This is a genomic window from Arenibacter palladensis (assembly GCF_900129275.1).
Taxonomy (GTDB): Bacteria; Bacteroidota; Bacteroidia; order Flavobacteriales; family Flavobacteriaceae; genus Arenibacter; species Arenibacter palladensis.
Genome location: NZ_FQUX01000001.1, coordinates 787,818 through 804,559 on the forward strand (window position 1 = coordinate 787,818; position 16,742 = coordinate 804,559).

A 16,742-nucleotide genomic window follows, 5' to 3' on the forward strand; every position below is an offset into this window, starting at 1 on the left:
ACATAATGAAAAAAATAGGAATTTTATTTGGCCTAACAGTATTGATAGCCCTTACAGGCTGTCAAGATCTGACGGAATTAAACGACAACCCAAATAATGTCAGTGAAACACACCCACAATTATTATTGACCAATATTGCAAGCAATGCTTTTCAGGTCGATGGTACCGGGGCCTTGTACGCATCCCGTATTTTGGTGCAGACCGATGGGGAAAACAACAATCAATACTATAACTGGGACCGTGCTAGTTTCGATGACTATAATATGTTGGGGGAGGTTACCAAAATGATGCAGGAGGCAGAGCGTATAGAAAGCGATGAATATATTGCCTTGTCCAAATTTTTTAGGGCATATTACTTCTATAACCTGACCCTTACATTTGGCGATATACCTTATAGCGAAGCCCTTAAAGGGGAGACTGAGGAGCAGTATCTGCCCAAGTATGATACCCAAAAAGAAGTTTTTGTTGGGATATTAAAGGAATTGTCGGAAGCCAATGAACTTTTGGAAGGAAATACCAACATAATTGCAGGGGATATAATTTTTGGCGGGAATACCACCAAATGGCAAAAATTGGTCAATTCCTTTAGATTAAAGGTGCTTATGACCCTTTCCAAAAAGGTGGGCGATGCGGACTTGAACATAATAAGTTCCTTTGCCAGTATTTACAATAATGAACCTATAATGGTGTCTAACGAGGACAATGGCCAGTTGGTCTTTTTGGACGAGGAAGGAAGTAGGTATACAGAATTCAACTCTAGCGGTTACGGGTCGGGAATGTACATGTCCTCAACCTTCATTGAAAGGCTTCAGGACAGACAGGATCCTAGGCTGTTCATTTATTGCGGACAGACCAAAAATGCCAAGGAAGCAGGATTGGCCATTGATGATTTTATGGCCTACGAAGGGGGAGATCCCTTGGCGCCTTATGCCGAGGTTAACGATAAGGCGGCTGCAGGTGATGTCTCCAAGGTAAACCTGAGATATACTACAGACCCTACAACCGAGCCGCACAACCTAATGGGGTATTGGGAATTGGAGTTTATTTTGGCTGAAGCATCTGTTCGTGGATGGATCGCTACCGATGCCAAGGAACATTATGAAAATGGGGTAAAATCATCTTTCGATTTTTATAATACCTATGCCAAGAATTTTGAAACCTATGTAGAGCCAACGGATGCCGACACCTATCTTTTGGGATCGGAGGTGGCCTTTGATAACAGCTTGACCACAGCAGAGAAAATGGAGCTCATTCTGACCCAGAAATATTTTACTTCCTTTTTGCAAACAGGGTGGAGGGCATATTTTGATCATTTAAGGACGGGTTATCCGGCATTTGCACAATTACCGGGAGCCACGCCTCCAACCCGATGGATCTACCCTAATTCTGAGTACAACAACAATACTGCAAATGTAGCTGCGGCCATTGAAAGACAGTTTGGAGCTGGGAACGATAAGATTCGTGAAATAACTTGGTGGTTGGAATAATTTTCAACATCAATAAGGTCATAGAAGCAAAATGCCAATATTGATTTGGCAATAAAAACATAATCTCTTCAATAATTTGTCCAAGGCCATAGCAAACTTCTGCTGTGGCCTTGTCTTTTTATTTAACTAAGTAGCTGCAAGTATAAGAAAAGTGAATGGGCGTTGTACGGTGTCGGCAATTCTAAACTTTTACATATAAATTATAGTTATAGTTACAAAAATTTAATATTATTAACTTTTTAACTTAACTTAGTCACATGATATTTGCACTTCTTCATTAATCAAAAATTAAAACCAATCAAAATGAACACAGCCAATTTTGTACTTAAAAACACCTTGTTTTCGGCTAATTCGGGCATTCTACAAAAAGTTTTCACTAGAGAGCTATTGCATAAGACAATTGTATTTATGATTATTTTGGGGTCATTTTGGTCCTGTGCCAAAAGCGGGCATGATAATACCCCCATTGTAAAGCATGTGGTGGTTATTGGTTTTGACGGATTAAGTCCCAACGGATTGAAAAATGCAATAACCCCAACCTTCGATAAGGTAATGAGTGAAGGGGCTTACAGCATGCATGCCAGAGCGGTGCTGCCTACAAGTTCCAGTACCAATTGGGCTTCCATGATTATGGGTGCGGGTCCGGAGCAGCATGGGATTACTTCCAACAGCTGGGAGAAAGACAATTTTGTATTGCCTACGGTTACTCAGAGTGAGGATTTTCTTTTTCCAAGCATCTTTCAATTGATAGATGACCAAAAGGAAAGTGCGGAAATAGGCGCTATTTATCATTGGTCGGGATTTGGCAGGTTGTTTGAAAAAGGGGCGGTGGACTATGATATAAATCCAGAGTCCGAAGATGAAACTGCAGCTTTGGCCAGTGCCTATATTAAAGAGAAAAAACCAACCTTTACCTTTATCCATTTTGATCATGTGGATCACGGCGGGCACGAGTACGGTCATGGGAGTCCGGAATACTTTAAATCCGTTGAAAAGGCGGACGCCTTGCTCGCTGAAGTCATGGCAGCTATTAAGGCATCTGGAATGGCCGATGAAACCTTGGTTATCATAAGCGCAGATCATGGTGGACTGGGAAAAGGTCATGGAGGTGAATCTTTAGAGGAAATAGAAATTCCTTTTATCCTATGGGGAAAATTGGTCAAGAAGAACCATTTACTAAATTATCCGGTTTATCAGTACGACAATGCAGCCACAGTCGCTTTTGCTTTGGGAATAAAAACACCTATGGCTTGGATTGGCAAACCTGTAAAAAATGCCTTTGAAGGTTTTGATCTTAACGATGACTATCCCACTACTGTAAGGGTAAAGGGACCTGTTATATTACCTGCAGCGGAATTGAACAAAAGGGCCGGAGGATTATTTGATGAATCTGCGACTATTGTTATGGAGAGCCCCAATACCTTGGGAGAAATAAGGTACACCATGGACGGTTCCATGCCCAATGCAAATTCTAAATTATATACAAAAGCAGTTACGACTTCCGAAAATGGGGTTGTTAAAAGCGCTATTTTTAACAAAGGAAAAATTGTCAGTACCGTTTCGGAAGCGTTTTTTAGAATAAAAAATAAGACAATGGCCCCACCCATTTCTTATGAGGTGTTTTATTTGGAAAACTTGACCAGCATTCCTAGTTTGGAAAATAAAAGACCGGATGCCAAGGGTACTTGTTTTGAAATTACATCAGATGAGGTAAAGGAAGAAATTAAAAGCAATACCGTAGTAAGATTTAGGACCACCCTACAGGTTGAAAACGAGGATAGATTTACCTTTTATACCAATTCTGACGATGGCAGTAAATTATGGGTAAATAATGAATTGGTAGTGGACAATGATGGGGACCATGGTGTCATTGAAAAGAATGGTAGTATTTCCCTAAAACCAGGGACCTATCCTTTAGAGGTAATTTGGTTTAATGGGGGTGGTAGTGGATGGTTGAATGTGGATTATAAAACCAATACCATTCCTAAGCAAGTGCTACCTACATCAATATTAAAGTAATCTGTAGTGTTGGATAGAAGATTTTCAATGAAGCCAAGTATTCAATCTTCTGGTTCCTCCCAAGCGATTTATAATAGCAAAATATGGACCTTATGAAGCACGATAATTTAGGCGCGGATGCCCAAAACAAAAAGACCGAAGGGGATATAAATTTTACTCCGGCAAGGGCTGCCTGGATGGACTCACAGATTAACGAGGAGACCAAGGAGCTATTGGAAAGGGATGCCAGATTTTTTCTGCACCAGTCCATGTCCACACCCTGTTTGGATGTCCTAAAAGGTTGCGAGGGTCCTTATATTGAAAATATATCGGGAAAGAAATACCTGGACTTCCATGGCAATAATGTGCACCAAGTGGGCTACGCCAATCCACAATTAATAGAAAAAATTATTGAACAATTAAAGGTTTTGCCTTTTTCCCCAAGACGTTATACCAACATCCCTGCCATTGATTTTGCCGAAAAACTGGCCTCTTTGATGCCATCGGACCTGAATAGGGTTCTCCTTACACCAAATGGCAGCTCTTCTATAGGGATTGCTTTAAAGTTGGCCAGGGCTGTTACAGGAAGATTTAAAGTGGTTTCCTTCTGGGATTCTTTTCATGGGGCCTCCTTGGATGCCATTAGCGTAGGTGGGGAAGCCGTTTTTAGGGAATCTATGGGGCCTTTAATGCCTGGAGTGGAGCGCATTCCACCGCCAGTAACCTACCGCGGAATATTTGAGGACAATGAGGATAAATGTTTGGAATATTTGGAATATGTGTTTTCCAAGGAAGGCGATATAGGGGCATTTATTGCCGAAACCATCCGGAATACGGATGTACAATTGCCCTCCAAAACATTTTGGAAGAAAGCAAGGCAACTTTGCAACAAATACGGGGTATTGTTGATTTTGGATGAAATTCCGATAGCCTTGGGTAGAACTGGTAAAATGTTCGTTTTTGAACATTATGATATTGAACCCGATATATTGTGTATAGGCAAAGGATTAGGCGGCGGTATCTTTCCGCAGGCCGCAATAATTACCAGGGATGAATACAACAAATTTGGGGATATCTCCCTTGGGCACTATACCCATGAAAAAAGTCCGTTGGGCGCCGTAGCAGGGCTTGGTACTATTGCCTTTTTGGAAAATGAAAAAATATTGGACAAGGTCAAGGCAGATGAAAAATACCTAAGATCTTCCCTAGCCGCCTTACAGTTAAAATATCCTTTAATTGGCGATGTTAGGGGTATGGGATTACTTTGGGGAGTGGAATTGGTATTGGATAAAAAAACAAAGGAAAAGGCTGTCAATGAGGCCGAAGTGGTTATGTACGAATGCCTAAAGAGGGGCCTTAGTTATAAGGTTTCCGCGGGCAATGTACTTCAATTATCACCGGCATTAACCATAAGTAGAAAGGAATTGGATTCGGCCCTAAATATTCTGGATGAAAGTTTGGCCATTGTACATTCGTAATTAAAAATACATAGATCAAAAAATGAAAATTAGGATTAAAGCAGTATTGTTTTTTGTCATGGCATTTCATTTAGTAGGAAGTGCCCAAAATGTGACGGGAGAGATTTTAATTCAACCCTATCTTCAGGATGCAGAGCCCAATTCCATAAAGATTATGTGGGAAACTTCGATGGGGGAGGAAAGTATGGTGGAATGGGGATTAACGCCAAAACTGGGTAAAAAGACCGAGGGCATTGCCTATGATATCAATTTTAGTGAATCTAGAATTCACGAAGTTAAATTGGAAGGATTAAAACGTTTTACGCAATACTACTACCGTGTGAAAACGGGAAAGATAGTGTCGGACATATTCCAATTTAAGACCCCACCCTTTGCCAGTGACCACGAGTCCTTTAAAATTGTGGCTATGAGCGATATGCAAATCGACCATAATAATCCCAATAAGTTTTCGGAAGTAGTCAATGATGGCATATTGCAATATTTGGAAAAGGAGTTTGGGGGCAAACTTCCCAATAATTTGGCCATGGTGATGATACCTGGCGATTTAGTGGAGAATGGCACCAAATATTACCAGTGGAAAGAACATTTTTTTAATCCCGCCGAAAAATTATTTGCGGAGGTACCGGTCTACCCAGTATTGGGGAACCACGAAAAAAATTCGGTATTTTATTTTAAGTACTTCAGTCTGCCGGAAAACGGCACGCCAGCCTTTGCGGAACACTGGTGGTATAAGGACTATGGGAATACCAGGATTATAGGGCTCAATTCCAACGATGGATACAACAATAGTAGGGATCAGTATGAGTGGTTGCAAAAGCTATTGGATGAAACTGCACAGAACGATGAGGTAGATTTTGTTTTTGCTCAATTGCACCATCCCCACAAATCGGAACTTTGGATTCCCGGAGAAGAGGATTTTACAGGAAAGGTGGTAGCGCTTTTGGAAGCCTTTACCACTAAGACGGGGAAGCCCAGTATCCACTTTTTTGGACATACCCACGGTTATTCCAGAGGTCAGTCCAAAGATCATAAGCACTTATGGATCAATGTTGCCTCTGCCGGAGGGGCCATTGACAATTGGGGGGAATTTGAAGGCAGGGATTACGATGAATTTACGGTAACCCAGGACGAGTATGGTTTTGTGATGGTGGAAGTTGATGCCAGTCAGGAAGACCCTAAGTTTACCATTAAGCGAATTAGTCAGGGGAACGAAGAGTTGGAGCGTAAAAATGAACTTAGGGACAGTCTGGTCATTTATAAAAACGAAAGAAAGCCTGGAGCGCCCAGTGTTATCTCGCCCAATAACGAAAAGGTTGATTTTACAGGAACTACACTAAAAGCAGGGGATTTTAATAGCAGCTTCAGCAATGCATTCCATGCAGCCTCCCAATGGCAGATTGCAGAGAGCAACGACTTTGAAAAGCCAATTTTTGATAGCTGGAAACAATTCGAAAATTGGTACTACAAGGAAAACAGGCAAAAGGATGATGACCTTACCGATGAAAAAACCAATAGGTTAAAACCCAACACTACCTATTACTGGAGGGTCCGTTACCGGGATCAAAATTTAAATTGGAGCGACTGGTCAACTACCGCTACATTTGAGACTAATTAATGTTAAAACCGAGTATTTTAGGACTATCTTTTTAGATCAAATTTCAAATTAAGGATAAATTAGGTCACAAACCCGAAGAAAAAAATTATTGGTATTTGAGTTAATTCATAATTGCATAGTTTTTGTAACTTTATTGTAAAATGATTTTATGGGAACGGCAGAATTAAACAAAACCAAAAAAGAGCTTGTAGGATGGATTCAATCGTTAACCGATGATTCTATTTTAAGTCTCCTTAATTCTGTTAAATTGTCTAGTGAGGACAAATCTGCGGACTGGTGGGAGGAACTTACAGAAACGGATAGGATTAATATCCTAAGGGGCATCAAGGATTATCAGCAAGGTGAAAGTATGGAATCCAGTGAATTCTGGGAAGGTCTAAATAATGGATAAACCTTATAAGGTAGAATGGACAAAAAGGTCATTGCACAATGCCATTTCCATTAAACATTACCTAATTCAAAAGTTCACTGTAAAGGAGGTCGCCAAATTTGAAGGTTTACTTCGGCAATTTGAATTAACGGTTTCGAATTTCCCTACATTATATCCTGAATCAAAAAGTCAAAAACTTTTAAGGCGAGCAGTTATTCATAAATATACAACTGTTTATTATATTTTTAACAAAGAGAGCGTAACGGTTATAGCGATGAAGGACAATCGGCAAGAGAAGGCCCTTTGATATTCCAAACTCTAGTGTAATAATTTATAAAAGAGTAAGATTACACCTCCGATAAAGAAAGCGTTTCTATCTCCATTTTAAAACCTTCCAGTGTTTTTAATCCTTGTGTCAATTCTGTTACAACAGAGTCCTTTACGTTTTCAAATTGTCCTTTGAGGCTGCCAAATAATTGTTGGTAATAGGCGATGCCCTCATTTAGATTATGGGTAAATGTCAATAGGTATTTCTCCTGCTTTTTATTCATGGATTCCCTGGATTCCTCAATCTTATTTTTCAGATAATCAAGGTAAATCCCCAATTCCTTAATAAACATATGGGGTCTATCGGTTCTCACAATAACATTGCCACGCCCGTAAATGTGGTCTACCATTTCCTTTAAGGTCATTATTTTGGGATAATAGGCCATATTGGGTCCAGGGCAGATAGAAACTCCACTGCCTTCTGTTTTAGTATCCAGGCCATAGGCCAATAAGGCAGACGTACCTAAACCTACACAGGTACATGATTTCTCTGTTATTTTATTCAATCTTCCGGTATATTCCTTTTCGGATAGATCCAGATCATCCAGTTCCTTTATTTTTAAATGTTGGTATTGCCTTGAGGCAGTACATAGCCCTTTTTCCGAATAGTCCTTGTTTAAGGCTACAAATTTCTTTGGACAGGAGCTTCCTGGCCGATCCTTATCTATGTTTTTTTGTTTTTCCATATCCTTGGTGTTTCCACGAAGGTTGTGGAATGGTACTCCTAATGGGGATATATCGCTCAAGTACAAATCCTCTTCTTTTGCGGCGACCAATTTCTCCAAGGTGGCCTTATCTACGGTAGTAGCCTCTGGAACCAAGAGAAATGGGGTCCCCCAGCCTACAGAATCCACTTTGTAGTGATCCATTAGAAATTGGTGTTCCTCAGCGGTACCAACACCTCCCTGGGCAGTAATTTTTAAGGATAGATTTTGTTTGGGTACCTCGCGGCCCTTGTTGGCAAGTGCCGGAATTAAAATTTCGTGGATTTCATTGATATAGGACTGTCTGTTGTCCCTAAACTCTGCCATAATAGGCCCCATTAAATAACCATCTGTAGCAAAGGCATGTCCGCCACAATTTAGCCCAGATTCTATCCTGTACTCTGATACCCAAATTCCTTTCTTGGCCAAAAATTTGCCTTGGATCAATGCAGACCTATAATCGCTGACCTTTAAAACTATTTTCTTTTTAATATTGCCATTTTCATCAGGAAAAAAATCATCAAAATTTTCCATATAACTATATAATCGGGGATTCATCCCGGCAGAAAGAATCACGGAGGAATTTAATTCGCTGTTGGCATATCCACGCAAGGCGGCATGTGCATCATTAAATTCGGTGGGCAATTTGTCATTTTTTGTATAATTGTCCTTGTCCACTTTGGTCATAATATTGACGTCGATGCTGCCCATGGACAAATTTTCCTTTAACCATTTTTTAATTTCGGCAGATTTGAGATCGTTGGAAGTAAGTTTTTCAAATTCTTCCTTTAAATGGGAAGCATTTGGCAGGAGACTTAAGTATTCTTTTATCTCTTTACCAGTGTTATGGGCAGAATTAATCAATTCCTCAAATTTTATGTGTGCAACATCATTGATCAAGTTGAGATAACTTGTAATTCTTTTGGCCCTAAAATCTTCAAGTTTATCTGAAATTTCCTGGTAGGGAAGTTCAAATCTTCCGCAGTACATTTTCCTTAATTTTTCAATCAGGATATCATCTACCAAAGAAATGACCGAATCTATTCCTAGGTGGGAAACTTTTAGAGGTGTGTCTATGGTGAACCCAATTCCCATAACCGGTATGTGAAAGCTATGTTTTTTCATTTTTCATTTTTTGTTGGACCCTTAGAGTGTTACTTCTCTAATTTACACAGGAGGTATCCGTTTATGGAATAACTACTTATAATGGTATAGTCCAAATATGAATCGACAAATTTTAGGCGAAATGAGTTCTTAGAATATGATAATTATCAGGAAATGGATAAAATATATCCCTGGTATCCAAGGGTTTGGAGATGCGGCTTTTCGTAATGTATCTAAGCTTTTATTTTTGGTAATGTTAGCTTGAAGTTTAGTTAACCTCTGGACGGGTTTTTAATACGATTTTTGTCTCGAAAAGTTTGAGTTAGTATTAGTTTGAGTTAGTCTAGTTGAAGAGCTGGTGCATTGCACCAGCTTTTTATTTACTTATTATCTGAAAAGAATTAAGAAGGCCCCAATAGCGGTAAGGACCAAAATCATCTTACGATAGAATTGTTCCTTTATGATTTTCACCAAACGTACCCCTACTATAATTCCGAGAACAATTCCGGGAACCAATTTTAAATTTATGAGCAAAGTCTCAGGGGTAATGGTCTTCCATATAAAAATATGAAAGGGTAATTTAAAAATATTTACTATAAAAAACAGCCATGCTGCCGTACCTATAAATTCGTTCTTTGGCAGCCTCATGGCCAAAAAATAAATGTTGGAAAAGGCTCCGGCCAAATTACCTATCATGGTGGTAATACCCGCCATGGTTCCGATAAATCCGGCAAATGCCCAATGGGTAGGTACGTTTTTGGATTTTTTTCTGTCCCACCAATACATCATTATAACCGTTCCCAAAATTATAACGGACATGCTAATCTTAAAGTTGGTTTCCGGCAAATCCTTTCCTACGGCCGTGCCAATGAGTATGCCAAGGATCATCCAAGGTAAAAAGGCAACTATATACTTCCACTGGGCATGTCTGTTGTAATAAATCACGGCAAAGGCATCACCCACAACAAGTAGGGGTACTATCAATCCAGTCGATTCCTTGGCCCCAAAGGCCAATGCCATTAAAGTAACATTGATTATAGCGATTCCCTTAATCCCAGCTTTCGAAATTCCTATCACAAATGCGGCAGTTAAGGCAAGTACCCATGCCGTTATGGTTAAATCTGGTGTTGTTAAGAGTATCATACGTTACATTTGGCGAACAAAGGGCAAAAGTATCCCAAAAAAATTTATCTTTAGATCTTAATTCTCAAACCTAAGCCAAACTGATGGAATTAAGTACCCTCGATTACAGTTTTATTGTCGTTTTTTTCTCAATTGTTTTATTTATCGGAATTTATGTATCCAAGAAATCCGGGGCCAGTTCTTCGGAATATTTTCTTTCGGGTAGAACCATGCCTTGGTGGCTGTTGGGCCTCTCTATGGTGGCCACGACCTTTTCTACGGATACGCCCAATTTGGTGACGGATATTGTTCGTACCAACGGAGTTTCCGGAAACTGGGTTTGGTGGGCTTTTCTATTGACAGGTTTACTTACCGTCTTTGTATATGCCAAACTTTGGAGGAAATCCAATGTAAATACGGATTTGGAATTTTATGAACTGCGCTATGGTGGTAAACCGGCAAGCTTTTTAAGAAAATTTAGAGCCGTTTATTTAGGAGTGATATTTAATGTGATTACCATGTCTGCCGTTACTTTGGCAGCAATTAAGATAGGTGGTATTATGTTGGGCTTGGAACCATGGGTAACCGTGGTAAGTGCTGGGTTGATTACCGTGACCTTTAGCGCCTTGGGCGGATTTAAAGGAGTGGTTTATACAGATTTTCTACTGTTCTTTGTAGCTATGGGCGGTGCTATTGGAGCGGCCTACTATTTGGTAAATATTCCAGAAGTAGGCGGTATAACGGCATTGATGGCCAATGAACATGTTGTGGATAAACTTGCTATTGTGCCAGACTTTAGCAATACCAATGCTTTGATCACACTATTTATAATCCCTTTGGCAGTTCAATGGTGGAGTTCTTGGTATCCCGGTGCGGAACCAGGTGGAGGGGGCTACATTGCCCAGCGTATGTTGGCGGCTAAAAATGAAAATCATGCCATAGGTGCTACTTTCTTTTTTAACATTATGCACTATGCCTTGCGTCCATGGCCATGGATTTTGGTAGCCTTGGCATCCTTGGTAGTATACCCTGACATTGCCAGTATACATGAGGCCTTCCCAAATGTTGCGGTAGATAAATTAGGTCATGATTTGGCATATTCGGCTATGTTGACCAAATTACCCAGTGGATTATTGGGATTGGTATTGGCTTCCCTTATTGCGGCTTATATGAGTACCATTTCTACCCAATTAAATTGGGGATCTTCCTATATAGTTTATGACTTTTACAAACAACAGATAAACCCCAATGCCTCCGAGAAAAGGTTGGTGGCCGTTGGTAGATTGTCCACGGTGGTGTTAATGGTATTCAGTGCAGCCTTGGCTCTGCTTTTGCAAAATGCCTTGCAGTTGTTTGAAGTGCTGTTGGTATTTGGTGCGGGAACTGGACTGATCTTTATTTTGAGATGGTTCTGGTGGCGCATTAACGCATGGAGTGAGATTACAGCCATGTTTGCTTCGGGAATTGTCTCTATTATCTTAAAATTAACAGCTGTGGGACCTTTCTTATTTGCTGCTGAAACTGGTGTATTCCCAGATTGGGCGGAATATCCCTTTGTGGTCGTGGTTACTACGGTTATTTGGTTGACGGCAACATATATGACCCAGCCAGAATCGAAACAGGTATTGCAGGATTTTTACAAAAAAATTCAGCCGGGTGGGCCAGGTTGGTCCAAAGTGATCAAGGAGGCGAAAGATGAAAACGTAGAGATTGTGAATACCAAAGAAAAATGGAGTGTTCCTGCCGGTATCACCGCCATGTTGCTAGGTTGTGTGCTGATCTACTCATGTATGTTTGCCACTGGGTATTGGATTTATGGAAAAACCACCAGTGCACTAATTCTAACAGCTGTCGCCACAGTGTCCGGATTTTTGTTGGCCCGGGCTTGGAATAAGATGAAGGATCATATTCTGTAGGTGAAGGTCTTATAAAAGTAACTAGGCGCAAAACTAGGAATGAATATACAGAACAGAATAGTTTCCGTGGATATCTTTAGGGGACTTACCATTGTCCTTATGATTTTGGTAAATAATCCCGGTACCTGGTCTCATGTATACGCTCCTTTTTTACATGCTCCCTGGCACGGATATACCCCAACAGATCTTGTGTTTCCCTTTTTCTTGTTCATCGTGGGCTGTTCCATTGTTTTTGCGTATCAGCACAAACCAGTAGATGCCAGTACCTATAAAAAAATCGCCATAAGGGCCTTGAAATTAATAGGCCTGGGTCTTTTCTTGGGGGCTTTTACCATTCACTTTCCGTTCTTTAAGGATTTCGAAAACATTCGATTTCCAGGGGTGCTACAGCGTATTGGTGTAGTGTTTTTCTTTGCCTCAATTTTATTTATCAATTTCAATTGGAAAACACTGGTTGGTATTTGTGCTTTTCTTTTGATTGGGTATTGGTTGTTAATGGGCTTTGTGCCGGTCAACGGTATGGCACCTACCTTTGAGCGTGCACCCAACAATATGGCCAATTATTTGGATGTCCTTGTATTTGGGAGCCACAGCTATAAAGCAGATTATGATCCAGAAGGCTTGTTAAGTACCTTGCCTTCGATAGCCACAGCATTGCTAGGGATTTTTACAGGTCTTATCTTACGCTCCAAAAGAGCTAAAAAGGAAATGCTGCTTATTGGGATGGGATTTTCAATGTTGGTCGTAGGTTATGTTTGGGATCTGTTTTTCCCCATAAACAAGGCGTTATGGAGTAGTAGTTTTGTAATGGTAACAGCTGGTTGGGCCAATATTATTTTGGGCCTAATATATTATTTTTCAGATGTAAAGGGAATTAAGTTTGGCAGTATATTTAAATATGCAGGGGCAAATGCCATTGTCCTATATTTTCTTTCCAGTTTTATCAGTAAGATCATGGGTTTGGTAAAGGTAGATGGGGATACTTCCCTAAAAGCCTGGCTTTTTAATACTGTTTATGTACAGGATTTTTTGGCAATGGAAACCTCTTCATTGTTGTATGGGCTCTCATTGGTTTCTTTTTATGTGTTACTGGGGTATATTCTTTACAGAAAAAAGATATTTATAAAGGTCTAATTCAGTCCTTTTGGAATGCCCATTTAATAAATTGTGGCAGCGCCGAGCCCCAAGTGGATAAATCATGCTTTCCTCCTTCAATTTCTTTATAGCAAATGTCCCCGGGATAGGAATACCCTTTTAACTGTAATTCGTTTATTACATCCAAGGTGTCATCTATTACATCTATAACACCATTGTTGTTTCGGTCATCGGTTTCTTCCTCTGTACCGCATTGAAAAAAGTATTGCAGGGGTGCACGGTGCTTTGAATTCTTGATCATGTCCAAAGTAATCCTGCTCCTATCCTCCATATCGTGTTTTTGGTATGCTTTTCTGCGCCACCAAAAGGAACCGCTAAATACCCCCACTTTACCGAAAAACTTGGAATTGTTGAATGCAATGTCAAAGGCGGAAAGGCCTCCTAAGGAAAAGCCACAATAGACCCAGTTTTGTACGGGAGGGGAAACCTTAAATTCCTTGCCTAAGAAGGGAATCAATTCCTCTATGATAAATTTGGAATATTGCAGGGCCCTATTGCCCCTACCTTTAAAATCAGGAGAAATAGAAGTGCCATACTCATAAAGTCTATTGTGATCGGCTTCTATACCTACAAAAATAAACGGATTGGTTTCCTTGTCCTTATAGGCATCGGACAATGTTTTTTCTAAATTTAATCCCACATAATCCTGGCCATCATTCATTAACAGTACAGAAAATGGCGTTTGGGACTCCCTGTAGTTTGGAGGTGCAACCAGTCTAAAGGCCACGCTTCTCTCTAAATTGAAGGAAAAAACACTGCCTTTTAAACTAATATAATCGCTCGTAAACTGCATATATAAAACTTCAAATCTTGCAAGTATAACGATTCTTGAAAATAATATTGTGCTGTAAATAGGGATTTAATCACGCTGGCAATGTTTATACAGGAACCACTGATGGGATACTTCTACTATTCAGGTCCTTTTGGGTGGACATTTTTAATCTCATTATAGAGGTCAATACTAGGTTTTTCCTTGGCCGAGAAGTAAATTTTTTCTCCATTCGTTTTTGTAAAAAGGAGGTATGCTTTACTTTCCGAGTTCAATATCAATTTCACTTTCTCCCCTTCCTTGGTTTTAAAATATCCCTTCTTGACACTTCCAAGGGCAAATCCATTGGTTTTTGATGTTATTTTAGGTAAATGGTCCACTAGGGCTACCGTTTGTATTTCCGATGCATTTAGGATTTCCCCATAACTGCCCTGAAATTGGACAGAATCCGGTGCAATGACTATTTGATTTTCCTTAAAACCCATGGCTAGGAGCCCAAATACAAGAATTAAGGTCGCCACTAGAACATAAAGACCAATTTTATTCCATTTGCTACTGGATCCTTTCCAGTATTTATTGCTTTCCCTCATGAAATAAATGTAGGCTAGAATGGGATAAACACCTATGAAAATTCCGCTTGCGCTTTCCCCAATGGCAAAGTGCAATAAGAGGCCTATGGCAATAAAGCTAACTCCCAAAAACAGGTGGAACTTTTTAAAATAGGGGATGTAAGATTTTATATCCACCTTTGTTCTTTCGGCTTCACTCATGGTGTTGTAGCCAGAAAGAAGATATTTCGAATTGTTTTCCGTTACGAGGAATGCCATGGCTATAAATAGCAGGCCAGTTCCAATGATTATATAAAGCATAAGTTTTAAACCCTATAGTGTTCTAGTTGATTAAATTAGCACAATTTTTATAATAATAGGTCTTGGTAAACGGGAAATTCTAAAAATAATAACAGCATTATTAACGTCTGATTTCCAACAATCTGGAAACGTACTTGCCAATTACATCAAACTCTAGATTAACCCTTGTCCCTATAGTGTAACTTCCAAATCGGGTATGTTCATAAGTGTAGGGGATTATGGCTACACTAAAACTGTTTTTTTGGGAATCCACGACCGTTAAACTGGTTCCGTCTATGGTTATGGATCCTTTTTCTATGGTAACGTTGTTTTGTTTCGGATCATAGCTAAAAGTAAAAACCCAACTACCATCCTTTTCTTTAATATCGATACATTCCCCTGTTTGGTCCACATGGCCCTGTACAATATGCCCGTCCAACCTGGCTCCAAGCACCATGGCACGTTCCAAGTTTACAAGATCTCCTTCATTAAGATCGTTTAAATTGGTTTTTTCCAAGGTTTCCTCTATGGCGGTTACGGTATACTGATCATCGGCAATTTTTACGACTGTAAGACATACGCCATTATGTGCAACACTTTGGTCTATTTTTAGTTCTTGGGTAATCTTAGATCTTAAGGTAATATGAAGATTGCCTCCCTCTTTTTCCAATTTTTTTACTTCTCCCAAAGTTTCAATAATCCCAGTAAACATGTCTCGTTTTAATTAAGTAGTTTTGTGTTGTAAATTTAGGGGTTTATTTCATATTAAACGAAAAGACAAAATGCAGGAAACTGGAAATATAAAATTGGGGATATCCATTGGGGATTTAAATGGGATTGGGTGCGAAGTGGTGCTTAAGACATTTGAAGATTCCCGAATGTTGGATTTCTGCACACCAGTTATTTTTGCATCCAACAAAACCATCTCCCACCAAAAATCGGAGTTGGGATTGGATATAAATTATAATGGTATCCAAGATGCCTCCAAGGCCATAGATGGCAAGATAAACGTGGTAAACGTTTGGAGGGAAACCCCCAATGTTAATTTTGGGGAGCCAACTCCAGAGAGTGGAAAATACGCCATACAGTCCTTAAGGGCTGCGGTCTCGGCACTTAAGAATAACGAGATAGACGTTTTGGTTACGGCACCGATTAATAAGAACAACATACAGGCGGAGGATTTTAAATTTCCGGGACATACAGATTATCTGGCCCAGGAATTGGAAGGGGAAAGCCTAATGTTTATGGTGACAGATGGTTTAAGGGTGGGCTTGCTTACCGATCATGTAGCGGTAAAGGATGTTGCAGCCCATATTACACCTCAATTGATACGCTCTAAGATTACCACTATTTCCAACTCCTTAAAGATGGATTTTGGTATTAGGAAACCAAAAATTGCACTTTTGGGAATTAATCCGCACAGCGGTGATAATGGCGTAATTGGGAAAGAAGATGACGAGATTTTAAAGCCGGTAATCAAGGAAATGTCCGAAAAGGGACATTTGGTTTTTGGGCCTTATTCTGCGGATAGTTTTTTTGGGTCTGACAATTACAAGAATTTCGATGCTATTTTGGCGGCCTATCATGACCAGGGACTTATACCTTTTAAAACTTTGTCCTTTGGGAAAGGGGTAAACTTTACCGCAGGCCTTAGTAAGGTGCGCACTTCGCCAGACCATGGTACGGCCTATGAAATTGCAGGTAAGGGGGTTGCGGACAATAGTTCCTTTAAAGAGGCCGTATTTACCGCCCTACATATATTTAAAAATAGAAAGGAATATAAGGAATTAACAGGGAATCCTTTAAAAAAACATAAGCTAAAAAGACAGGGATAGCGTTTCCATAATAT

The 16,742-nt window shown here is 39.9% G+C and carries 13 protein-coding genes; 8 read left to right on the forward strand and 5 right to left on the reverse strand.

Going from position 1 to position 16,742, the window contains the following annotated elements:
- Positions 1-5: 5 nt before the first annotated feature.
- The 5 genes from BUA60_RS03020 to BUA60_RS03040 all read left to right on the forward strand — a co-directional run bounded on the left by BUA60_RS03020 (position 6) and on the right by BUA60_RS03040 (position 6,969).
- On the forward strand, positions 6-1,487 hold the full coding sequence (locus tag BUA60_RS03020) for a SusD/RagB family nutrient-binding outer membrane lipoprotein (protein WP_072860832.1): 1,482 nt from the start codon (positions 6-8) through the stop codon (positions 1,485-1,487).
- Positions 1,488-1,790: 303 nt separating this feature from the next.
- On the forward strand, positions 1,791-3,506 hold the full coding sequence (locus BUA60_RS03025) for an alkaline phosphatase family protein (RefSeq protein WP_084532467.1): 1,716 nt from the start codon (positions 1,791-1,793) through the stop codon (positions 3,504-3,506).
- Between the two features lie 92 nt (positions 3,507-3,598).
- The gene (pbfA, locus tag BUA60_RS03030) at positions 3,599-4,963 is read left to right on the forward strand and encodes a (R)-1-hydroxy-2-aminoethylphosphonate ammonia-lyase (protein ID WP_072860834.1); all 1,365 of its coding nucleotides are present in this window, start codon (positions 3,599-3,601) and stop codon (positions 4,961-4,963) included.
- Between the two features lie 22 nt (positions 4,964-4,985).
- On the forward strand, positions 4,986-6,578 hold the full coding sequence (locus BUA60_RS03035; RefSeq protein WP_072860241.1) for a fibronectin type III domain-containing protein: 1,593 nt from the start codon (positions 4,986-4,988) through the stop codon (positions 6,576-6,578).
- Between the two features lie 148 nt (positions 6,579-6,726).
- Positions 6,727-6,969 (forward strand): hypothetical protein, encoded by a 243-nt coding sequence (locus BUA60_RS03040; RefSeq protein ID WP_072860242.1) that lies wholly within the window; start codon positions 6,727-6,729, stop codon positions 6,967-6,969.
- 326 nt (positions 6,970-7,295) lie between these two features.
- Here BUA60_RS03040 and BUA60_RS03050 read toward each other — a convergent pair whose 3' ends face one another.
- Together BUA60_RS03050 and BUA60_RS03055 are read right to left on the reverse strand one after the other, a co-directional pair.
- Positions 7,296-9,104, reverse strand: coding sequence for a hypothetical protein (locus tag BUA60_RS03050; RefSeq protein WP_072860244.1), 1,809 nt, complete (start codon positions 9,102-9,104; stop codon positions 7,296-7,298).
- A gap of 366 nt (positions 9,105-9,470) precedes the next feature.
- A complete protein-coding gene (locus tag BUA60_RS03055) occupies positions 9,471-10,226 on the reverse strand; it encodes a sulfite exporter TauE/SafE family protein (RefSeq protein ID WP_072860245.1) in 756 nt (251 codons plus the stop codon).
- An 83-nt stretch (positions 10,227-10,309) separates the two neighbouring features.
- Here BUA60_RS03055 and BUA60_RS03060 point away from each other — a divergent pair, with 83 nt between their 5' ends.
- Entirely contained in the window at positions 10,310-12,121 is a 1,812-nt protein-coding gene (locus BUA60_RS03060) for a sodium:solute symporter family protein (RefSeq protein ID WP_072860246.1), read from the forward strand.
- Positions 12,122-12,160: 39 nt separating this feature from the next.
- Positions 12,161-13,255: an acyltransferase family protein gene (locus tag BUA60_RS03065; RefSeq protein ID WP_072860247.1), complete on the forward strand. Its 1,095-nt coding sequence runs from the start codon at positions 12,161-12,163 to the stop codon at positions 13,253-13,255.
- 1 nt (position 13,256) lies between these two features.
- Here BUA60_RS03065 and BUA60_RS03070 read toward each other — a convergent pair whose 3' ends face one another.
- The 3 genes from BUA60_RS03070 to BUA60_RS03080 form a co-directional block, all read right to left on the reverse strand.
- Positions 13,257-14,069, reverse strand: a complete 813-nt coding sequence (locus BUA60_RS03070) for an alpha/beta hydrolase (RefSeq protein WP_072860248.1) — start codon at positions 14,067-14,069, stop codon at positions 13,257-13,259.
- A gap of 116 nt (positions 14,070-14,185) precedes the next feature.
- Positions 14,186-14,914: a DUF3784 domain-containing protein gene (locus BUA60_RS03075; RefSeq protein ID WP_072860249.1), complete on the reverse strand. Its 729-nt coding sequence runs from the start codon at positions 14,912-14,914 to the stop codon at positions 14,186-14,188.
- A 100-nt stretch (positions 14,915-15,014) separates the two neighbouring features.
- Positions 15,015-15,605 carry a riboflavin synthase gene (locus BUA60_RS03080; protein WP_072860250.1) on the reverse strand — a complete coding sequence of 197 codons (591 nt, stop codon included), beginning with the start codon at positions 15,603-15,605 and terminating at the stop codon, positions 15,015-15,017.
- Positions 15,606-15,675: 70 nt separating this feature from the next.
- Between BUA60_RS03080 and pdxA the strand changes: the two genes are divergently transcribed.
- Positions 15,676-16,728, forward strand: coding sequence for a 4-hydroxythreonine-4-phosphate dehydrogenase PdxA (gene pdxA / locus BUA60_RS03085; RefSeq protein ID WP_072860251.1), 1,053 nt, complete (start codon positions 15,676-15,678; stop codon positions 16,726-16,728).
- Positions 16,729-16,742 lie beyond the last annotated feature (14 nt).